At 61.7% G+C, this 16,987-nt stretch carries 18 protein-coding genes; 9 read left to right on the forward strand and 9 right to left on the reverse strand.

Annotated elements, in window-relative coordinates:
* Positions 1-141 precede the first annotated feature (141 nt).
* The 9 genes from fliJ to fliR all read left to right on the forward strand — a co-directional run bounded on the left by fliJ (position 142) and on the right by fliR (position 6,950).
* Positions 142-591 carry a flagellar export protein FliJ gene (gene fliJ, locus R3F72_RS07295; RefSeq protein ID WP_256961265.1) on the forward strand — a complete coding sequence of 150 codons (450 nt, stop codon included), beginning with the start codon at positions 142-144 and terminating at the stop codon, positions 589-591.
* 80 nt (positions 592-671) lie between these two features.
* The gene (locus R3F72_RS07300; RefSeq protein ID WP_332779304.1) at positions 672-2,120 is read left to right on the forward strand and encodes a flagellar hook-length control protein FliK; all 1,449 of its coding nucleotides are present in this window, start codon (positions 672-674) and stop codon (positions 2,118-2,120) included.
* A gap of 481 nt (positions 2,121-2,601) precedes the next feature.
* On the forward strand, positions 2,602-3,072 hold the full coding sequence (fliL, locus tag R3F72_RS07305; protein WP_332779305.1) for a flagellar basal body-associated protein FliL: 471 nt from the start codon (positions 2,602-2,604) through the stop codon (positions 3,070-3,072).
* A gap of 18 nt (positions 3,073-3,090) precedes the next feature.
* Complete coding sequence (fliM, locus tag R3F72_RS07310) at positions 3,091-4,101, forward strand: flagellar motor switch protein FliM (RefSeq protein WP_087719451.1); 1,011 nt, start codon at positions 3,091-3,093, stop codon at positions 4,099-4,101.
* A complete protein-coding gene (gene fliN / locus R3F72_RS07315) occupies positions 4,094-4,603 on the forward strand; it encodes a flagellar motor switch protein FliN (RefSeq protein ID WP_071231251.1) in 510 nt (169 codons plus the stop codon). Before fliM ends, fliN begins: the two co-directional genes overlap by 8 nt.
* Positions 4,600-5,043, forward strand: a complete 444-nt coding sequence (gene fliO / locus R3F72_RS07320; RefSeq protein ID WP_071231252.1) for a flagellar biosynthetic protein FliO — start codon at positions 4,600-4,602, stop codon at positions 5,041-5,043. Before fliN ends, fliO begins: the two co-directional genes overlap by 4 nt.
* 38 nt (positions 5,044-5,081) lie before the next feature.
* Positions 5,082-5,813, forward strand: coding sequence for a flagellar type III secretion system pore protein FliP (gene fliP, locus R3F72_RS07325; protein ID WP_373419416.1), 732 nt, complete (start codon positions 5,082-5,084; stop codon positions 5,811-5,813).
* A gap of 59 nt (positions 5,814-5,872) precedes the next feature.
* A complete protein-coding gene (fliQ, locus tag R3F72_RS07330; protein WP_087719452.1) occupies positions 5,873-6,142 on the forward strand; it encodes a flagellar biosynthesis protein FliQ in 270 nt (89 codons plus the stop codon).
* A gap of 16 nt (positions 6,143-6,158) precedes the next feature.
* The gene (gene fliR / locus R3F72_RS07335; RefSeq protein ID WP_087719453.1) at positions 6,159-6,950 is read left to right on the forward strand and encodes a flagellar biosynthetic protein FliR; all 792 of its coding nucleotides are present in this window, start codon (positions 6,159-6,161) and stop codon (positions 6,948-6,950) included.
* 175 nt (positions 6,951-7,125) lie between these two features.
* On the opposite strand, the gene flgL is transcribed toward fliR, so the two are convergent.
* The 9 genes from flgL to R3F72_RS07380 form a co-directional block, all read right to left on the reverse strand.
* A complete protein-coding gene (gene flgL, locus R3F72_RS07340; RefSeq protein ID WP_332779306.1) occupies positions 7,126-8,340 on the reverse strand; it encodes a flagellar hook-associated protein FlgL in 1,215 nt (404 codons plus the stop codon).
* 69 nt (positions 8,341-8,409) lie between these two features.
* Positions 8,410-10,044, reverse strand: a complete 1,635-nt coding sequence (gene flgK, locus R3F72_RS07345) for a flagellar hook-associated protein FlgK (RefSeq protein WP_332779307.1) — start codon at positions 10,042-10,044, stop codon at positions 8,410-8,412.
* A 127-nt stretch (positions 10,045-10,171) separates the two neighbouring features.
* Positions 10,172-11,242 carry a flagellar assembly peptidoglycan hydrolase FlgJ gene (gene flgJ / locus R3F72_RS07350; protein WP_332779308.1) on the reverse strand — a complete coding sequence of 357 codons (1,071 nt, stop codon included), beginning with the start codon at positions 11,240-11,242 and terminating at the stop codon, positions 10,172-10,174.
* Complete coding sequence (locus R3F72_RS07355; RefSeq protein WP_332779309.1) at positions 11,242-12,381, reverse strand: flagellar basal body P-ring protein FlgI; 1,140 nt, start codon at positions 12,379-12,381, stop codon at positions 11,242-11,244. Before R3F72_RS07355 ends, flgJ begins: the two co-directional genes overlap by 1 nt.
* A gap of 5 nt (positions 12,382-12,386) precedes the next feature.
* Complete coding sequence (locus R3F72_RS07360; RefSeq protein ID WP_087719518.1) at positions 12,387-13,040, reverse strand: flagellar basal body L-ring protein FlgH; 654 nt, start codon at positions 13,038-13,040, stop codon at positions 12,387-12,389.
* 59 nt (positions 13,041-13,099) lie between these two features.
* Positions 13,100-13,882: a flagellar basal-body rod protein FlgG gene (gene flgG / locus R3F72_RS07365; RefSeq protein ID WP_303854925.1), complete on the reverse strand. Its 783-nt coding sequence runs from the start codon at positions 13,880-13,882 to the stop codon at positions 13,100-13,102.
* Positions 13,883-13,950: 68 nt separating this feature from the next.
* On the reverse strand, positions 13,951-14,718 hold the full coding sequence (locus R3F72_RS07370) for a flagellar basal body rod protein FlgF (RefSeq protein ID WP_071231261.1): 768 nt from the start codon (positions 14,716-14,718) through the stop codon (positions 13,951-13,953).
* 151 nt (positions 14,719-14,869) lie between these two features.
* Entirely contained in the window at positions 14,870-16,192 is a 1,323-nt protein-coding gene (gene flgE, locus R3F72_RS07375; protein WP_332779310.1) for a flagellar hook protein FlgE, read from the reverse strand.
* A 64-nt stretch (positions 16,193-16,256) separates the two neighbouring features.
* Positions 16,257-16,958, reverse strand: coding sequence for a flagellar hook assembly protein FlgD (locus tag R3F72_RS07380; protein WP_332779311.1), 702 nt, complete (start codon positions 16,956-16,958; stop codon positions 16,257-16,259).
* Positions 16,959-16,987: the final 29 nt, after the last annotated feature.

Genomic DNA, 16,987 nt, shown 5'->3' on the forward strand with positions numbered 1-16,987 from the left:
ACAATGGCAATCGGTGGATTGTCCCGGTGGATTGCCCCGGTGGATTGCCCCGGTGGATTGCCCCGGTGGATTGCCCCGGTGGATCGCCTCGGTGAATCGCCCCCGGTCGACGGACGGATAGGAGGTAACGCTTTGGCCAACATGCACGCCATGCAGATGCTTCGTGATCTGGCGCAGCGCAGCAGCGACAAGGCTGTCGAGAACCTGGGCCACCTGCAGCGTCAACAGCAGGAGGCTCAGAATCAGCTCGGGCAGCTGCAGCGTTATCGTGACGAGTACCAGCGCAAGCTCCACGACAGTCTGACCCGGGGTGTCTCATCGAGCCAATGGCGGGACTATCAACAGTTCATCGCCTCTCTCGACAAGGCGATCGAACAGCAACAGCGACGGCTCGGCGAGCACCAGACCCGCGTCGAGAACGGCAAGCAGCACTGGCAGGGCGAACGCCGAAAACTCAACGCCTACGACACGCTGCATACACGCAGCCAGCATGAAGCGGCCCGCCACCAGGCTCGTCACGAGCAACGTCACAGCGACGAAATGGCGGCGCAGTTACGCCGCCGTCAGCAAGACGCCGGGCACCAGTGGTAATACCGAAACACTGAATGGAAGCCCTGCTCAGCAGCACCGATTAGAAGCTCTATCCGATAACGAAACTGGCGGCGTAGTCCATGGAACTTTCCTCTCTCACCAGCGTGACCTCATCCTCGACGCGTGGCGCCAATACCGGGAACAGCGCGTCCAAGGAAACGGCCAGCGCGCCCTTCGCCGATGTCATGCAGCGGGCCGCAGGGGCAGAAAAACCCCAGCGATCCGCAGCCGGCGGCAGTTCAGCGTCGCAGGCAACGAACACCACCGAGCGGTCGAATACGCAAGAAGCCGATGACGCGTCGTCGGCCCTCGCCTCGAGCCGCCAAGCGACAAAGGATTCGCAGGCAGCGGATGCCGAATCCGACGCCACTCGACAGACGAGCGAGGACGCGCGCGAGATTCTGCAAGCCCTGGAAGAGGGAGACATGGCAGGGCTTCACGCCGTCCTGGCCAGCCTCGAAGGCAAGACCGACGGCAAGGCGACATCGAACGCCAAGGCGAGCGATAGCGACGCAGGGCCGATCGACGCGGAAGATCTTGCCGCCATCATCGCCGCGCTTCCGCTGACGACGGGCGCGCAACCAGCCGGTAACGCTTCGGCGGCTGCCGCCGGCAATGGCGCCGCGACACTCGGTGCCGGACAATCTACCTTGCAGCAGATGACCCTGACGGCCAGCGACGCCGCGCGAAGTGTGGCCGCGATGCTGTCCGGCAAGGTGTCGGATGACGGCGAGCAGCCCGGCGCCTCGACTCGCGTCAATGCGACCTCCGGACAGCCCAGGCTCGGCGAGCTGCTTTCGGCGATCGAAGGAAACCGTAGCGGCAATCCAACATCGTCCTCGTCCTCGGGGCTGCTGGCCGCCGCCGGCCAGGTTCTGTCCCAATCCCCGTCAACGGGAGACCCTGCCGGTGCAGCGCTGACGAACGCGCTCGCAGACGCCCTGTCGGCATCCGGCGCGGAACGTGACGGACTGGATAGCGCCCTCTTCACGAGCCCGCGGCCCGATGGCGGATCTCTGACACATCTGGCGTCGCCGCTATCGAACGGCACGGGGTTGGCATCGGCAGCCGCGGTGACCAACGGCGCCATCTCGACCCCGGTTCAGTCACCGCAATGGCCCGCCTCCTTCGGCCAGCAAATCCTGCAGATGCATCAGCGCGGTGATCAGCAGATGTCGCTACGCCTCCATCCGCAGGAGCTCGGCCCGCTGAGCGTATCGCTGACGGTACAGGACCAGCAGGCACAGCTTCAGATCCTTTCTGCCCACGCGCCGGTTCGCGCTGCCGTCGAGGCTGCAATGCCTCAGCTCCGCCAGGCGCTCGCCGATAGCGGCATCGCTCTGGGTGAAGCGATGGTCGGCGATCAGGGGCAGTTCCAGCAAGGCCAGTCATCGGACGACGATCGCCCGCGTGGCACGTCGAGCGCCTCCGGCCCGCTGCTTGCCGCATCGGGAGTCGATACGAGCGATGACGCCACCCTGCGCCAGGTTGCCCTCACCCCAAATGGCAACATCAGCCTTTACGCCTAGGATCTATTGACGTTTCATGCACGGCCGCGCCGGAGCCAGTTTTTGTGCGGGGCAAGGCGTGAGGAGCGTTGTTTGGTCGTTCCAAATGAACGACGAATAACGCAGCACCGTGCAAAAACTGGCCCGGCCCTTCGGGTTGCGCGACAAATGGCGCCATGCGGCGTTGCGGGATTGGAAAAGGGAACCACCCTTCTCTGCATCCCGCGCCTGGCCTGGCGCCATTTGGCGCAGCAACGCGGTTCGCGCTGAAACGTCAACAGATCCTAATCAGCGCTGCCGATAACACGGATAGCGGCGGGCACTCCCGCCGCGACATCAAGTCATGCGGCGCCGTTCGCGATTGGCACGCCTTCATCTTCCGACCCCGGCGCATGAAAGGGGAAGTTAGCAGACCGGAAGGCGTCTTTTCCGTCGATCGCGACGCTCTCCAGCACCGCATAATCCGCTGCAACTTTCAGAGATCACCGTAATGGCAGAATCAATGGCCGCATCCCGTAAAAGCCGCTCCCTCTTGTTGATAGGGCTACTGATCGTCCTGCTGGCGGTGGCCAGTTCGGTCGCCGTGTACTTCTTCCTCGACGCCCGCGACGGCAGCGAGGCGACCGAGGTCGTCGATGACGAGCCGGTCGAAGCGCCGGTGCCGATTTTCGTGACCATCAACCCCTTCACCGTCAATTTGCAGAGCGATTACGGCGACCGCCTGCTCTACGTCGGGCTGTCGCTGCGCGTCGGCGACGAGGCGACCAGCACGTTCCTCACTCAGCACATGCCCGAGGTTCGCAGCCGGCTGCTGATGCTACTATCCGGCAAGAGCGCCGAAGAGTTGATCAAGCCCGAAGGCAAGGTCCAGCTGAAGCAGCAGATTCTCGACTTGTTCAACGAGCCGATCACCACGCCGCAGCCCACGTTATCCATCGACGACGTGCTGTTCTCCGATTTCATCGTGCAGTAAGCGGACGCCAGGCCAATCATGTCCCAAGACGATTTGCTGTCGCAGGAAGAGATCGACGCCCTTCTCAACGGTGTCAGCGGCGATACCGACGCGCCCGCCAAAGCGCCCGAGAGTAACCGTCGCGACGCGCGCCCGTTCGACCCGGCCAACCAGCACCGGGTCATCCGTGAGCGTCTGCAGGCGCTGGATATCATCAACGAGCGGTTCGCGCGTCTCTTCCGGGTGGCCCTGTTCAACCTGATTCGACGCAGCGCCGATATCACGGTCGCCGGCGTGCGCTACCAGAGCTACAGCGAGTTCGCGCGCAACCTGCCGGTACCGACCAACCTGAACCTGATCAGCCTCAAGCCGCTCAAGGGCACCGCCCTGCTGGTGTTCCCGCCGGGTCTGGTCTTCATGGTGGTGGACAACCTGTTCGGCGGTGATGGCCGGTTTTTGACCAAATCCGACGGTCGCGAATTCACCGCCACCGAACAGCGAATCATCCAGCGGCTATTGTCGCTGGCGCTGGAGGGTTACAGCGACGCCTGGAAATCGATCTATCCCGTGGACGTCGATTACATGCGTTCCGAAATGCAGGTGCGCTTTGCCAACATCACCAATTCGCCGAACGAGATCGTCGTCAACAGCACGTTTCATCTCGAGGTTGGCAACCTGACCAGCGATTTCAACATCTGCATTCCTTTTTCCATGATCGAACCGATCCGGGACATTCTGTCCAGCCCGATCGGAACGCTCGACAGCGACGATACCCAGTGGGAGTCGCGCATGGCCGGCGAGATCAAGCAGACCCAGGTCGAATTGATCGCCGATTTTGCCGAGATACCCTCGACCATCGGTGACGTGATGACACTGAAGGTCGGCGACATTCTCCCCTTCGATCTCCCCAAAGCCATCGACGTGCGTGTCGACGGTGTACCGGTCATGGCCTGTGAATACGGGACCCGGCAAGGTCAACGCGCGCTACGGGTGAAGCATCTTATTGACCATGGTACGTACTCCGCCATGAAGGACTTCGACAATGAGTGATGATCAAAAACCGGGATCCCAGAAGGGAGCTTCCGATACGGCCAGCGACAACAACCAGGATGCCGACGATCTTTGGGCAGCGGCCATGGCGGAACAGGGTGTCGAGCCTGAAGCCGACGAGTCCGAAACGGTCGAGGAAGCGACCAAGCCCACCGGCACGGCGGGTTCCGGCGAGGCACAATCGGCGGAAGCCGGCGTTTTCCAGTCCTTCGATCAAGGCAGCGGCAACACTCGCGAGGCTCGGGATCTGGCCGTCGTCATGGATATCCCGGTCAAGCTCTCGGTCGAGCTGGGCCGAACGCGCATCACCATCAAGCAACTGCTCGAACTGGCCCAGGGCTCGGTCGTGGAGCTGGACGGACTGGCCGGTGAACCGATGGACATCATGATCAACGGCTATCTCGTCGCCCAGGGCGAAGTCGTCGTCGTGGATGACAAATACGGCATCCGCATCACCGAGATCGTCACGCCGTCCGAACGCGTCCAGAAACTGAATCGATGAACGACGATACGCTACAGCAGGCGGCGCAGACCACGGCCGGCAGCGGCGACAGCATCGGCCTTCTGATGATGGGCAAGACGGCAATGTCGTTGCTGATCGTCGTGGCGATCATCCTGGCCTGCGCCTGGCTGCTGAAGCGTATCGGTCCTAACCGTCGTGCCGGAACGCAGCATCTGCGTGTCGTGGCCAGTACGCCGGTCGGGCAACGCGAGCGCGTGGTCATCGTCGAGGTCGATGATCGCTGGCTGGTTCTGGGCGTCGGTGGCGGTCAGGTAACCAAGCTGGACAGCATGACCCCGCCCCCCAATACGCCTGTCGCCTCTGGGTCGGCACCCTTGAGCGGCTCCTTTGCCAGTCGCCTGGGTCAAGCCCTCAAACAGAATGCGAGTGACTCGCTCAAGCGCCAAAAGCCCAGGCGGGACAACGGGGTCGACAACTAGTGGCTATTGCGGCTAATTCCAGATTGCGTGGCGTCGTCGTGGGGTTGGGCGCCCTGGCGGCGTTGACGGCCAGCCAGTGGGCGGTGGCGCAGGCGATTCCCGGCATTGTCAGCGAGCCGATGGCGGACGGCGGTCAGCGCTGGTCGCTGAGCCTGCAGACGCTGCTCTTTTTGTCTTCGCTCGCCTTTCTGCCGGCGATGCTGCTGATGATGACCTGCTTTACCCGGATCATCATCGTGCTGGGGCTGTTGCGTACCGCCATGAGCACGCCCTCGGCGCCGCCGACGCAGGTTCTGCTCGGGCTCGCGCTGTTTCTGACGTATTTCGTCATGTCGCCGGTACTCGACCGGGCCTATGAAGAAGCCTGGCAACCGTTCTCGGCCGAAGAAATTTCGATGGAGGAAGCGCTGGAGCGAGGCAGCCGGCCATTCCGCGAGTTCATGTTCGCCCAGACCCGGCAGGCCGATCTGGCAATGTTCGCCCGCATCGCCGACGTCGGCGAGATGCAGGGTCCCGAAGACGTGCCGATGCGTATCCTGGTGCCAGCCTATGTCACCAGTGAATTGAAGACGGCCTTCCAGATCGGCTTCACGATCTTCATCCCGTTTCTGATCATCGACCTGGTCGTCGCCAGCGTACTGATGGCTTTGGGGATGATAATGGTGCCACCGGCCACGATCTCGTTGCCGTTCAAGCTGATGCTTTTCGTGCTGGTCGATGGTTGGCAGCTTCTGATCGGCTCGCTGACCCAAAGTTTCTATTTCTCGTGAGTCGCACAGACACGAACCGTGTCGTCAGCCCCCGCTTCGCGACCGCATGGAGGTAAGCAATGTCTCCCGAAATGGTAATGAGCATGGCCTACCAGGGTATGAAAGTGACCCTGATGATAGCCGCCCCGCTACTGCTGACCGCGCTACTGGTCGGCCTTCTGGTCAGTCTTTTCCAGGCGGCGACCCAGATCAACGAAATGACGCTGACGTTCATTCCCAAGATCCTGGGCGTCTTCGCCATGCTGATCCTCTCCGGCGCCTGGATGATTCAATTACTGGTCAACTTCACCCGGGAACTGCTGCAGAACATTCCCCAGATGGTGAGCTGACCCGTCAGCGCGATCGATGATTGATATTACCTCCGCGCAATGGGAGAGCTGGATACGGCTCTTCTTCTGGCCCACGGTTCGCATTCTCGCCTTCTTCATGGCCTCACCGCTGTGGAGCTTGCCGAGCGTGCCGACGCCGGTAAAGGCGCTGCTTGGGGCCGCAATCGCTGTGGCCATCGCGCCTGCCCTGCCACCGATGCCGGCGATTCCCCTGTTCTCGCTGGCAAGCTTCGGCATCATGCTTCAGCAGATTCTCATTGGTATCGCCATGGGCCTGGTGCTGCGGATCATGATCGCCGTGGTGCAGACTGCCGGGGAGTTCATCAGCATGCAGATGGGCCTCGGGTTCGCGACCTTCTTTCAGCCGGATGCCGGCACCAATACGATGGTGCTGTCACGCCTGCTGGAGCTTTTGACGCTGCTGATGTTCCTGGCGATGGACGGACATCTGATCACCATCGAAATTCTCGCCTGGACCTTCGAGGTGCTGCCCATCGGTTCGACCTCGATCGATGCCACCTTCGCCGAGACGCTGGCCCGCTGGGGCGGCACCATCTTCTCCTCCGGCCTGCTGATGGCGATTCCCATCGTCACCGCGCTGCTGCTGATCAATCTCTCACTGGGCATTCTCAATCGCGCATCGCCACAGCTCTCGATCTTTTCGGTGGGCTTCCCGATGACACTGACCGCTGGCCTGGTGCTGATTACCGCACTGATTCCGGATATGGGAGGCTTCTGGAGCGATCTGTTCGAGCAGCAGCTTCGTTTCATGCAGGGCATGATCGAACAGATGGCCGGCACGCCCTGACCTGACATCGCAACGGGAATCGATCTCGACCCGAGCCCCTCTCCAATTCGCCAATCGACAGCTCAACCAAACAAAAGGGGCGCATCCTGCAGGATGCGCCCCTTTTACTTCGAACCGGGCCGTTAACGGCCCGATACGTTGGCGGTTGAAATCCGACGCCGCGTCAGACCAAACATCACATCAAGTCGAACAACGAAGTCCCCTGCAAATCGACGAAGGCCTTCTGCGACGCCTGCAACCCCACCTGCCGCAGGACATAGTCCGAAATGGCGGTGGTGTAATCCAGATCGATCAGATCGCTCTGGGTCTGGGTGTAACTGATCTTGCGATCGCTACCCACGGTATCGAGCGTGTCCAGTTCGTTCAGTCGTGCACCGACGGAAGCGCGCACGGTCAGCACGTTGTCCAGCGCGTTATCCAGCTCCCGGCTGGAGGTCGATAGCGTATTGGCGAATACCGCCTTGTCAGCCTCGGAATCCAGAGGATTCTCGAGGGCAGAGAGCATGTTCTCCAACGTCGTAAAAACGTCGGGATCCATATCCTCAGCTGGTCCAACTTCTAGCACGTCACCCGGCTCCGGTGTACCCTCAAGCGTCAACTTGATACCGGCAAACTCGATCGACTGGCCTGCCGCGTAATCACCACTAGAGACCTCATCACCTGTTGTCGAGTCGGTTACCTGATAAGTCGTCGGCTCTACTGTAGTATCGAAGGTAACGGTATAACCTTCTCCATAACCCGGGGCAGTCGTATCCGCCACCTGAGGACCGGTGAAAGTCAGCGTTCCGCTGTTGGTGTCACCCGCCTTCGCCACGTAACCCGCGCCTGCCGCCACCGACTGGAAGACGTCTTTCCCAGTATTACCCACTTCCATCATTCGCGACGAATCGACCTTCTGCTGGCGAACCTGGTCGGAGCCCTCGTACTCCACGGCACCAGAGTCATTCTTGCCGAAGGGCGCGGAACTATCCTTGTAACCGCCGAAGAGATAACTTCCGTTACCGTCGGTAGAGTTGGCCTGCCCCAACAGCGCCTCGTAGACGCCGCGCAGCTCCGACGCCTGGGACTGGCGATCGGCGTCGCTCAGCGTGCCATTGCCGGCCTGGATCATGAGCTCCTTGGCCCGGGTCAAAGCGTCAGAAACACTGTCGAGAACGCTCTCTTCCTGACTCAGCGAATTGCGCACCGTTACCCGGCTGTCGCTCTGCTGGGCATTGGTGGCCAACGATTGCGATACTCCGACCGCCCGCGATGCAGCCTGTGGGTCATCGGAAGGACGCACCACACGCTTGCCGGAAGCGATCTGCTCGCCAACTTCCATGAAAGCGCCCTGCTGGCGGTTCATCGAGCTGACACTGCGCTCGAACATCATCACGGTGCTGACACGCACGGCTCTCTCCTCGACGGCGCCCGATCAGGCGCACTCAATGATTATTCAAAAACGGCGCTTCGACAGCTCTCAAGCGCGCAGCCCCAAAATCGTATCCAGGATGGTCGAACCGGCTTCGATGACCTTGGCATTGGCAGAGTAGTACTGCTGATACCGCATCAGGTTGGCGTACTCTTCGTCCAGGTTCACGCCTGAATCGGCCTGCTGGTAGGCGTAAAGCTGATCGCTCAACCCTTGCTGGGTCGTGAGGTTGGCATCGGTAATCGCCGCCCGGTTGCCGACATCGCTGACCAGCGACGCGTAGCCGCCACTGAAGGTCGCGACGCCACCAACCAGCGTCTTATTCTGCAGGTCGAGTAATTCCAGGGCGTTGGTATTATTACCCGTGCCGCTGTTCTCGGTACCAGCCGCAGCGATCTGGCTAGCATCGATCGGTGCCAGATCGAACCCGGCGGCCGCATTGCGAGTCGGCTGTAGCGTGAAGACGTCGCCTTCAACCGGGGGCGGGGTACCGGGAGTCAGCGTCACCCCGCCGAAGGACAGATTGCCATCAGCATCCGGAGAGACATCCTCGAGCTTCTCGCCGCTGCTCAGGTTCTCGACCTCGAGGGAGCCATCCGCCTGATAGGTCAGCTGATAGTCGTCAGCCGTCAACTGGCTGATGTCGCCATACTCGGCAATCATCGAACCACTGCCTGCGTTATTGGCACTGCCAATGACGGTCGGGCTACCAATCTCGAAAAACGCCACGCCGGGATCACCGTTGACATCCACGCCAGCCTCATGCTGGTCATTGAATTTATTTGCCAGTGTCACCGCCAACTGACCGATCTGGTTCTGGACGCTGTCGAGGGTTTCGCTGCGAAAGCTCATCAGCCCACCCAATTCACCGCCTTGAATGACGGACTCCTTGAGCGGCGAACGCGAGCCGGCACCATCTTCGTAGGCAATCGTGATGCTGGAAGGATCTTCGCTGTTCTTGACGGCGACCAGGTCGAACGACATCTTGCCCGCAACCAACGGCGTACCGTTGGATAGTGATACCTGGTAGGTCGAACCATCCTGAACCTGCACGTTGACGTCCACCAGCTCGCCGAGATCGCTGACCAGCTTGTCGCGCTGGTCCAGCAGCGCGTTGGGCTCTTCGCCGCTTCTGGCACGGGCTAACGTCACCTGCTTGTTGAGATCGGCAATCTGATCACTGAGATCGTTGACCTGGGTGACCACGTCGCCGATCTGGCCGTTGATGCCCTCACGCATGTCGCTGAGATAGCCATCGTAAGCACGGAACTGTGCGACCATGCTACGAGCGCTGCCCAATACCCCTTCGCGCGCCGCTGCGTCCGCGGGTGCGCCGGTCAGGTCCTCGAGGCTGGAGAAGAAATTCTGCATCAGCGTGGTCAGGCCGGAATCGCTGTCCGCCAGCAGGTCATCGATCTGATTGACTTGGCTCTGGTAGGTTTCCAGGGCCGACTCGCGGGTATTGACCTGATTGAGCTGCGAACTGATATAGCTGTTGTACTGGCGCTGGATGCCGTCGACGCTGACGCCGGACCCGCCACCCTCGCCGCTGCTGTTCTGTCCCAGCAGCGTCAACTGTCGGCTATAGCCATCGGTGTAGACGTTGCTGATGTTGTTGCTGGTCGTCGACAACGCATTCTGCGCCGCGCTCAAACCGCTAAGGCCAATCGAAAACAGGCTCATATCGCTATCCCGTGAAACGCCATGACGATGCTGGCGATGTCCGTGCAAGGTTATGATTTCTATCGGCCGCGAGAGCCGCTTCTTGACCCCTTCAGGCAGCGATTTCGCAACCAATTGTTACCGCCGATCAGAAAATCGCCGTGGGCAGGTCGTCAGGGCCGAACGAGTTGCCGGCATTATTCGCTGCCGCCAGCAGATCGCGACCTGCCCCGGCTTCTAGCGAGCCCAACTGCGCCATGATGCCGCGAAGCTTCTCGGCATAGCGTGGATCCGTGGCGTAACCGCCCTGCTGCAACGCCTGAGCCGCCTGGTCGGGTGTCGAAGCCGCCACGACCCCCTGGTAGCGAGGGTTGTCACCGATCAATTTGGCGTAATCGTTGAAGGCGTCGGTATAGGAGTCATAGACGCGGAAGCGATCGACCATCTTGACCGGTCGTCCGTCGACATACTCGGTAGTGGTGATATTCGTGGTGTCGCCCTGCCAGGACTGGCCGGCCTTGATACCGAAGAGATTGTGGCTGTTGCCGCCGCTGGCAGTGGGGATCTCCCGCTGCCCCCAGCCGGTCTCGAGCGCGGCCTGGGCCAGAATCAGCTCGGCCGGCACGCCCGAAGTCTGTTCCGCCTGCCTGGCCGGCCCTGCCAGACTGTCGAGGAAGGCGCGGACGTGCACCGGACGATCGTCGGTCTCGTCTGCCATCAATGCCGATGTCGATGACGAGCCGTTGGCCGTGGCAGCGCTGGCAATCTCATGCCGTGACAGATCCGGCGCAAATCCCGGCGTGCGAAGGCCACCATGCAACAGCCGTGGCGTACCCCGCGGAATGCCGGCGATCAGGGCCGAGGCATCGTCGCCCGTAGCGCCCGAGGCGGCGGGCAGTGCCGAGGTGCCCGGCAGGCCGCTACCCTCGAGCTGCGCCACCAGCTGATCGGCAAGCCCCAGCCCCTTGCCCGCCAGCTGCTGCGCCCACTGCTGATCCTGCATCGAGCGCATCATGTCCATCTGATTGCTCTGTAGTAGACCGGACTGGGGGCTGGCATCGCGCATGCTCTTGAGCATCATCTGCAGGAACACGGCCTCGAACTGGCGCGATGCTTCCCTGAGACTCCCCTGCGGCGAGTTGGCCGCACTGTACTTGAGCTTCTGCACGCTCTGGACGTCGAGCGCAAACTGCCCCGAAAGATCGTTGGTGATCGCCATCAGATGATATCCAGCTCGGCGTTGAGCGATCCCGCAGACTTCAACGCCTGGAGAATCGACATCAGATCCTGGGGAGAGGCGCCCAATGCGTTCAGCGCGTTGACCACATCCATCAGATCGGCACTGGTCTGAACCATCTGCAGCGCACCGCCCTCCTGCTGTACGGTGATGTCGGCGTTGGGAACGACCGCGGTGTTGCCACCAGCCAGCGCATTGGGCTGACTGACCTGGGGATTGGAATCGATGACGATCGACAGGTTGCCGTGGGCCACCGCGGCACGATTGAGCGTGACGGTGTCCGACAGCACCACCGAGCCGGTACGCGCATTGACGATTACCTTGGACGGGCCACGCTCGGTGGTGACGTTCACTCCCTGCACGCGAGCCAGAAAGGTAACGCGATCATTATCGTTGGCCGGCAGCTTCAACTGCACCGTGCGTCCGTCGAGCGCGGCGGCGACCGGCGCGCCGAACTCCTGGTTGATCGCCACGACCATACGTCGCGCGTTCTCGAAATCGGCATTCTTGAGGAACAGGTTCAGCGTGCCACTGGCGTCGCCCAGTCGCATCGGCACTTCCTGCTCGACGAGGCCGCCCCCCGGAATACGGCCGGCGGCCAGATGGTTGACGGAAACACTGCTGCCCGCCGCTTCCGCCCCGGCGCCGCCGACGTAGACGTTGCCCTGAGCCAGCGCGTAGACGCGACCGTCCGCCCCCTTCAGCGGCGTCATCAGCAGCGTACCGCCGCGCAGGCTATCGGCGTTGCCCATCGACGAGACAGTGACATCGATCTCCTGCCCCTGGCGGGAGAACGGCGGCAACCTGGCCGTCACCATGACCGCCGCCACGTTGCGCAGCTGCATGTTGGTGCCCGCGGGAACCGTGACGCCCAGCTGCGACAGCAGGTTAGTGATGCTCTGCCCCGTGAACGGCGCCTGAGTGGTCTGGTCGCCTGTGCCGTCGAGACCGACCACCAGACCATAGCCGACCAACTGGTTGTCGCGTACGCCGGCAAAATTGGCCAGATCCTGAATGCGCTGCGCCTGAGCGCCCAGGCTGAACAGCAGGATCGCCAGGAACAGAAGCGCTCTGGCCAGCGGCGAGCGACGCGATCGGAATGAACGAAGCGGAGCGGACATAGGCATCAGAACGGCGAAATGTTGAGGAAGAAGCGCTGCAGCCAACCCATGGTCTGCGCTTCGTTGATATAGCCGTCACCGACATATTCGATACGGGCATCGGCGACCTGCGTCGACTGCACGGTATTGGAACCGCTGATCGCGCGTGGATTGACCACGCCGGAGAACCGAATGTATTCGGTGCCCTGGTTGATCGCGATCTGCTTTTCCCCGCGAACCTTCAGGTTGCCGTTGGCCAGCAGATCATAGACGGTCACGGTGATCGTCCCGGTGAAGGTGTTGTTGGCATTGGCGCCCCCCGAACCGTTGAAGATGTTCTCGCCTTCGAGGTCCATGCCATAGTCGGTCAGGGTATCGAGAGCGTCCGGCACGAGCGTCGGCGTGAAAGTCGCCGAACCGTCTCGTGACGCATTCGCCGCCGAGCTCTTGCTGGCACTGACCTGCTCGTCGAGCACGATGGTGATGATGTCCCCGATCTGACGCGGACGACGGTCCTCGAACAGTGGCTGGAAGCCGAAGCGCGCCTGATAGATCGAGCCGTTGGCCTGCGTCGGCGGTGTCGACGGGATCTCCACCGGGGAGGAGTTCTCGACCACGGAATGGCGCGGAATCTGGGCACAGCCGGCCACGATCAGCACCAGACAGAGGCCGGTCAGCATCAACACCCTGCGCCACACCGTGGCCAATTCTGCGGTCAGCAACACGCGCCTTCCCCGGTTTATAGCTGTGTCAGACGCTGGAGCATCTGATCGGATGTTTCGACGGCCTTGCTGTTGATCTCGTAGGCGCGCTGCGTCTCGATCATGCTGACCATCTCTTCCACCACGTTGACGTTGGAAGTCTCGACGTATCCCTGATAGAGCACGCCAGCGCCATCCAGCCCGGGGTTGAGATCGTTACGCGGGCCGGAAGCGTCGGTTTCCAGGTACAGGTTCTGGCCGATGCTCTGCAGCCCCGTCGGGTTGATGAACGTGGAGAGCATGATCTGCCCCACCTCGTTGCTCTGGGAAGTCCCCGGCTGCGTCACGGAAACAACGCCATCCTGACTGACGGTGATCGACAGCGCGTTCTGCGGGATCACGATCGGCGGATCGACCGGATAACCGCCGGCGGTCACCAGCTGGCCGTTCTCGTTGACCTGAAAGCTGCCGTCACGGGTGTAGCCGGTCGTGCCGTCCGGCATCTGTACGGCGAAGAAGCCCTTGCCGTTGATCGCGAGATCGCGGGAATTTTCGGTGTTCTGCAGACCACCCTGGGTGTGCAGCCGCTCGGTGGCGACCGGACGCACGCCCGTACCCACCTGCATGCCGGATGGCAGCGTATCGACCACCGAGGACTGGGCACCGGGCTGACGCACGTTCTGGTACAGCAGATCTTCGAAGACGGCACGAGACCGCTTGAAACCGTTGGTCGAGACGTTGGCCAGGTTGTTGGAAATCACGTCCAGCTTGACCTGCTGCGATTCCAGGCCGGTCTTGGCCGTCCATAAAGATTTGATCATGACAAAACCTCGTTGTCGGTAAGCCAGCCAGCGACCAGCCTCAGCTGGTCAGGGTCAACTGGTCAGGGTCAACTGGTCAGAGAAAGCAGGCTGTTGGCGCGTTGTTCGTTCTCGTCCGCGCTTTCGATCACCTTCATATGCATGTCGTAACGTCGAGCGCTGTCGATCATCGAAATCATGGCGTCGGTGGCGGTGACATTGCTGCCTTCGAGCGCCCCGGGAACCAGACGCAGGGTATCGTCGGCCGGGATCGGCGCCGCCACGTCCTGCCCCTGGGCCGGTGGCATCCGAAACAGGCCGTCTTCGCCACGCACCAGATTGTCGTTCCCCGGCGCGACCATCTTGAGACGCGCCAACGGCGCGATCGCATCCGGGTTCTGGCCCGGCTCGAGCACGCTGATCGAACCGTCCGGCGCGATGGTCACGTCGCCCCCCAACGGTACGACGATGGCCTGGCCGTTGTCGGAAAGCACCGGGTTGCCGAGCGATGTCAGCAGGCCGGTGGAATCGACCTGGAGGTCGCCGCGGCGGGTATAGGCTTCGCCGCCGTTCGGCGACTGCACCGCCAGCCAGGTATCGTCGCCCTGCAGCGCCACATCGAGACTGCGCCCAGTGGTACTGATGGTTCCCGGCGTGAAATCGGCACCCGGCGTCGTCATCATCGAGGCAACACGGGTCGGCAGGCGCGCCTCGCCTTCCACCGGCACGGCACGAAACGCCATCAGCTCACCGCGAAATCCCGGCGTGCTGACGTTGGCCAGGTTGTTGTTGACCACCGATTGCTGCGCCATCGTCTGGCTCGCGCCACCGCCGGCGGTGTAGAGAATTCTATCCATGCCCTATGCCTTTCATATCGGCGCCTTTCGAAACCGTGGCTATCGAAACAGTGCTTGCCGAAATCGTATCTATCGAACCCGGCCTATCGAAGCGGGATCGTTGCCGGCCGACTCGCGACCGGCAACGCCACTGCTGTTGGCGACAGAGTTATCAGCGCAGCTGCGCGATCTGATCCATGACTTCGGACTGGGTACGGATCGAGTTGGTATTGGCCTGGTAGTTGCGCTGCGCAATGATCAGGTTGACCAGCTCCTGCGTCAGGTCGACGTTGGAAGCCTCCAGCGTTTCGGACTCGATCGATCCCAACGTGCCGGTACCCGCAGTGCCCAGCAGTTCGTTACCGGAAGCCGCCGTCGCCGCGAACAGATTGTCGCCGGAAGGCGTCAGGCCCTCGGGATTACGGAAAGAGGCTAGGGCAATCTGGCCCAGATCGACGGTCTTCTCGTTGGCATAATTGCCAACGATGGTGCCGTCGTCAGCAAAGCTGATGCCGACCAGCGCGCCGGCGGAATAGCCATCCTGCGCCAGGCTCTTGACGGTGGAGTCACCGGCGAACTGCGTGCTGCCCGCCATGTTGAAAGTGGTGTTGATGTCATTGACACCTTCACCTAACTGCCCCGTTGCAGCATCGGCAGTAAACGTCAGATTGGGCCAAGTGAAAGCAGGATCGGTAATAGCTGTCGTAGCAGCACCCTCACCGATCTCTGACAACTTGCCTGAGGTGTCGAATTTCAGCGTCAGGGCGGGATCATCCGTCGTCAAAACACCGTCAAGCGCCGTGCGCGCAACCCATTCATTGTCGCCAGTCTTCTGGAAATAGAGCGTCGCATTGTGCTGCGCGCCCTGGGAATCGAAGACGGTGAAGCTGGTGGAGTAGTTGTAGGCAATAGACGTCTGCTGGTCCGTATCCTCGGTGGTCTTCGCATCGAGGTTGTCGTACAGAACCGCCGTCGAGGTGTCGTCGGCGACCGTGGCGCCATCCAGGTTGAGCAGGATGTTGATACCGGTGCCGGTGGCGCCCGTCGCGCTGGCCGGCATGTCGGCCGCCGGGATGTTGAGCACGCCTGGCTGGCCGCCGGTAACGACGCCGGAGTTGACGTCGGTGGCGTCTGCCAGCCCGTAACCCATCAGCCGCGCGCCCTGGGCATTTTCCAGGTAGCCGTCGGCGGTCATCGTCAACTGGCCGTTACGCGAGTAGCCCACCTGGCCTTCCTGCTGGAAGCGCAGAAAGCCGTCACCGGCGATGGCGATATCCAGGTTGCGCCCGGTGGATTCCAGGCTGCCGGTGCTGAAGTCCTGCAGAATGCCGGAAACCCGGGTACCCAGGCCGACGGCACTGTTGGCGAAGACATCGGAGAACTGCACCGAGCCGCTCTTGAAGCCTTTGGTCTGCGAGTTGGAAATGTTGTTGCCGATGACATCCAGCTGCTGGGAAGCGGCGTTGACGCCGCTCAATGCCTGTGAAAAGCCCATGATTCATCCCCTACGTTTATCGGTTGCGTACGCTCAAGCGGTTTCGTGTCGTCAATGCTTTTGCTCAGAGAATCTGACGCACTTCCGAGAGCGCCACGGGATCCCGAGCAGGTCCCAAGTCCAGTTGCGGTCCATTGGCACCCTGGATCACGCCATTGACCAGGGCGTAATTCAGCGCTGCCGGTGCGTATGTCTCGTCTCCCACCGTCGCCGTCAGGGAGGCGGTATAGGTGCTGTCGGTGGAGGCGCTGGAGCCGTCAGCCAACTCGCCATCCCAGTTGAAGCTGTGCACGCCGGCCTCGAGCGGACCGGTGGACAAGCTGTCGATGATCTCGCCGCTGGGGCCGCGAATATCGATCTGCAGATCCTCGACGGCGCTATCCAGATTCACGCCGATCGGCGTCGCGACCACGCCTCCCGTGTCATCGGTCGACCCCACCAGGATCTCGTTGCCCGGCACCATCACGCCCTGGCCGATCAACGCCGTCGCCTGCAAGGCCTGCCCTGCATCGATCTGGTCGTTGATCTCGGACAGACTGTCGTTGAGCTCTTCGATACCACTGACGGTACTGATCTGCGCCAGTTGCGCGGTCATGTCCGAGTTTTCCATCGGACTGGTCGGGTCCTGATTCTTCAACTGGGTGACCAGCAACGTCATGAAGCGATCATTGAGCTCGCTGCCGGATTCCATTCCCGTGGTGGCGCTGCTGGCGGCCGTGTCATTGATATTGGCTAACGTACTGCTACCGATCACCGGACTGGACATGACATCTCCTTGATGTGGCCCGACACCGA

The organism is Salinicola sp. 4072 (assembly GCF_036663415.1).
In the GTDB taxonomy this organism is placed as follows: Bacteria; Pseudomonadota; Gammaproteobacteria; order Pseudomonadales; family Halomonadaceae; genus Salinicola; species Salinicola salarius_A.